A 3,952-nucleotide genomic window follows, 5' to 3' on the forward strand; every position below is an offset into this window, starting at 1 on the left:
GCATTAGCATCTAAAGTCATGGGTTTTTCTACATATACCGGCTTGCCAGCTTTTAAAGCCTCGATGGTATAAGCTTCGTGCTGTAAAGGTGGGGTAGCAATGTAAATGGCATTAACCTCCGGATCGTTAATCAGTTGAGAGGCATTGTTATACCATTTCGGAACATTGTGTCTTTTTGCATAATCTGCTGCTTTGGTACTATCAAGGCGCATTACGGCCACCAATTTAGAATTGGCTACCTTATTAAAAGCTGGCCCGCTTTTTACTTCGGTCACATCTCCACAGCCAATAATGCCCCATCTGATTTCTTCCATTATATAATCGATTTGAAAGGTTGAATTTAGAAAATATTGCCTGGAAAATATGCTCAATCGATAGAAAGCTTTGTAAAAAAGAAAAGGGATTCACTTTGGGAGTGATCCCTAATCAACTAACCAAACAAACTATTCCGGAAACCACGCCGGAATCAATTTATAAACGAAAGAATTAGGAGATTGTTTTAACGGTTTTGTCTATTTAGTGTATTTTTTCAAAAAAGAAAAATAAAACCTTTATCCGGAATTATAGCCTTCCTTTTTTTTAGCTTTGTATTATGCAAAATCTTTCCAAGAAACTTCAGATTGATCTTATAGAACTTAAGGCAAAATATGCCTTTATTATGGATGAACTGGAAGTAACATTTGCAGATGCTTACCTGTCGAAATTGCAAGCTAAACAACGCCTGGCCGAGCAGATGATGATAGAAATGGAGAGGATATTGGCTGGCGAAGCCGGAGCGCATGAAAACTAACCCATTAAACTAAATCAGCGGATACAACAATAGCGACTCAACAAGGAAATGAATATTTTTGTCTGTTGAAGGATTTTGTGCCGCGTAAAAATAAACCAATCCGCTAATAAAGAGGTAGTTTTTGATATTAACCCGAAGGTGATGAAGCGCTGCGGTTATCTGATTTTCGACGCTTCGTTTAGAAATATTAAGTTTCTCGGCAATTTCGATATTTGTTAAATTTTCTTCCCTGCTCATTAAGAAAATTTCCCTGCAACGTTTAGGCAACATTCGTAAATATCCGCTAATCTGTGTTTTTAGCGCCGATACGTTAAGCCATTCCTCACCATTATTAATGGCGTAGGCCGATTCGTTTTCCAGATTTTCATCCGTAAAAATTACACTTCTTGCTAATTTTTTACTTCTGATCACTTTATACACATGATACCTTGCTGCCGCTTTAAGGTAACTTTTAAAATCCCTGATCTCGAGCACTTCTCTTTTGAGCCATATATTGAGAAAAATATCCTGCACAATGTTTTCGCATTCATTTTCATCCTGCAAATAGTGCGAAGCTGTAGCTATCAAGGTAGGAAAGTACCGATCAAATAATATTTTAAATGCTTTTTGATTCCCGAATTTAATGGCCTCCCATAATTCGCGCTCGTCTGCCTCTAGATGGATAGGTTTCATTTATGCAAAGTTCATTGATCAAGATAAAGAATTTGTTAAGCTAATATAAATATTTTGAACGATATCTTAATTCTCAATCATTTTAGGCTTGTTAAATATTTTTTAAAAAAATAAGTGTGTGTGGGTGGAGCTGTGGCTCTATGATGAAAAGCGCTTTACATGACAAAACAGGAATATATCATTCTCTATCAAAAATCACTTCAAGGAAAGTGTACACCAGAAGAAATAGAAAGCTTAAATGCTTATGAAGATGATTTCGAACTGATTGAAAGCACAAAGCCGGGTGGCGAGCAGGCCGAACGCATATTCTCGCAGATCATTGAAACGGTTGGTGAGCGCAAGCGTATAAAACCATTTATACTGTGGACGAAGATGGCAGCAGCAGCGGCAATATTGGTTTTTATTGTATCAACAGTTTTTTACTTCAATACTAACCATAAAAATGAGAAGAATGTGGTGGTATTAAATCATGCAAAAACGATCAAGCCTGGTTCTGATAAAGCCATACTTACGCTTGGTAACGGACAACAGATTGTACTAAATACTGCAGCTCAAGGGCAAATAGCTTCAGAAAGTGGTACTACCATCAATAAAACCGCCGATGGAACATTGGCTTACGATGTTATTTCTGAAGCATCACAAGAAGTGGCGCTTAATACAGTATCGATTCCAAGAGGAGGGCAATATTCTCTTGTACTTCCTGATGGTTCTAAAGTTTGGTTAAACGCCGCTAGTTCCATCCGCTTTCCAACGCGGTTTACGGGTAACAGCCGTGAGGTAGAGCTCGATGGTGAGGCCTATTTTGAAGTAGCAAAGAACAAACAAATGCCTTTTTATGTAAAAGCACAGGATATGAAGCTAAAGGTACTGGGTACACACTTTAATATAATGGCCTATAAAGACGAAGCTTTTATTAAAACTACGCTATTGGAAGGAAAAGTGATGCTCACATCAGCTTCAGCCGTTACCTATCTTAAACCTGGCGAAGAAGGGGTTTTATATGAAAACAAGTTTACTGTGAACAAAGCAGATATAGAGCAGACCATGGCTTGGAAGAATGGCTATTTCTTGTTTAATGAAGAAAATTTATCATCAGTAATGCGCAAAATTTCGAGATGGTACGACATAGATATTGTATACAATACCCATAATAACAAATTATCATACACAGGTTCGGTATCGAAGTTTAAAGATATTTCTGAAGTACTAAAAGTGCTCAGTCTTACAGGAACGGTAAAATTCAACATTGCAGAAAGGAGGGTAACAGTTATCAACTAAATTTTTGCCCTAAACAACAAAACGGATTAACCACCCACTAAACAAACCATACAAAATGAATTTTTTTTACTTAAAAAGAACCAGGCTAAGTTCCATGTTTCAACCACTTAAAGTGATGCGACTAACGATTGCCGTATTATTAATCTTCTGCGTCCAGGTAAGAGCATCCCTTTACGCACAGAAGATAAACTTCTCGCTAAAAGGAGCTTCATTGAAAGAAATTTTTCAGGAAATTAAAAAGCAGAGCGGATATGACTTTTTATATAACAACGAAATGATCGGTGAGGCCGGAACTTTCAATGTAACGGTAAAAGACATGACCATACAACAGGTAATGGACAAAAGTCTTGAAAGCCTGCCGCTTAGCTATGCCATAGAGCAGCACACCATTGTAATTACGAAAAAGGCGCTACCGCAAAAGCTTGATATTAAGGGCACGATTACTGATGAAATCGGAACCGGAATACCTGGAGCAAGTATTGTGAACGAAAGTTCTAAAAAAGCAGTGTCATCTGATGATATGGGCCGATTTAGTATTGTAGCTTTTGCTGGCGATAAAATAAAGGTACGGATGGTAGGCTATGAAGATTACAGTTTCACTATTGGAAGCCAAACAACTTATACGATTAGTTTAAAACCGTCAACCGTTGGACTGAATGATGTGGTTATAGTTGGTTATGGAACACAGCGCAAAGCAAATGTAACGGGAGCTATATCGCAGGTTGATGCCAAGGTTTTGGAAGATAGGCCTATTACGGCGGTTTCTACAGGTTTGCAAGGTACCATTACCGGGCTTACCACTATTGGCGGTAGCGGGCAACCAGGTGCTACACATTCGGTATTAAGGATAAGAGGAACAGGAACCACCAATAATCCAAATCCTTTTGTATTGATTGATGGTGTACCAGGTGATATGAACTGGATTAATCCGGATGATATAGAAAGCGTAACCGTGCTTAAAGATGCCGCATCTTCATCAATATATGGCTCCAGGGCTGCAAATGGTGTAATTTTGGTTACCACAAAGAAAGGTAAGTTTAATCAGAAGGCAGTTATTTCGTATAACGGTTATTATGGTTTTCAAACACCAACACGTTTGCCTAAAATGTTAGGCTCAGTTGACTATATGACACTGCTTGGCGAGGCACAGATAAATGCAGGTCTTCCGAAATCTTATACCGATGCCCAGATTGAGGTGGCACGTAATGGTTC

The 3,952-nt window shown here is 38.4% G+C and carries 5 protein-coding genes; 3 read left to right on the forward strand and 2 right to left on the reverse strand.

All coding sequences use genetic code 11. From position 1 onward, the window contains the following. Window positions 1-314 (reverse strand): Gfo/Idh/MocA family protein (locus AC1DPQ_RS20320; protein WP_477610694.1); only part of this gene is annotated, 314 nt, incomplete at its 3' end. 278 nt (window positions 315-592) lie between these two features. On the opposite strand from AC1DPQ_RS20320, the gene AC1DPQ_RS20325 reads away from it, so the two are divergent. Next, window positions 593-790 carry a hypothetical protein gene (locus AC1DPQ_RS20325; RefSeq protein WP_029277580.1) on the forward strand — a complete coding sequence of 66 codons (198 nt, stop codon included), beginning with the start codon at window positions 593-595 and terminating at the stop codon, window positions 788-790. Between the two features lie 9 nt (window positions 791-799). On the opposite strand, the gene AC1DPQ_RS20330 is transcribed toward AC1DPQ_RS20325, so the two are convergent. Beyond that, complete coding sequence (locus tag AC1DPQ_RS20330) at window positions 800-1,462, reverse strand: RNA polymerase sigma factor (protein WP_477579552.1); 663 nt, start codon at window positions 1,460-1,462, stop codon at window positions 800-802. Between the two features lie 159 nt (window positions 1,463-1,621). Here AC1DPQ_RS20330 and AC1DPQ_RS20335 point away from each other — a divergent pair, with 159 nt between their 5' ends. Together AC1DPQ_RS20335 and AC1DPQ_RS20340 are read left to right on the forward strand one after the other, a co-directional pair. Then, window positions 1,622-2,740, forward strand: a complete 1,119-nt coding sequence (locus AC1DPQ_RS20335) for a FecR family protein (protein ID WP_477579551.1) — start codon at window positions 1,622-1,624, stop codon at window positions 2,738-2,740. A 55-nt stretch (window positions 2,741-2,795) separates the two neighbouring features. Continuing rightward, window positions 2,796-3,952: STN domain-containing protein (locus AC1DPQ_RS20340; protein ID WP_477610695.1), on the forward strand; the 1,157-nt coding region annotated here is incomplete at its 3' end.

It is taken from the genome of Pedobacter sp. 01T416_2 (assembly GCF_056398925.1).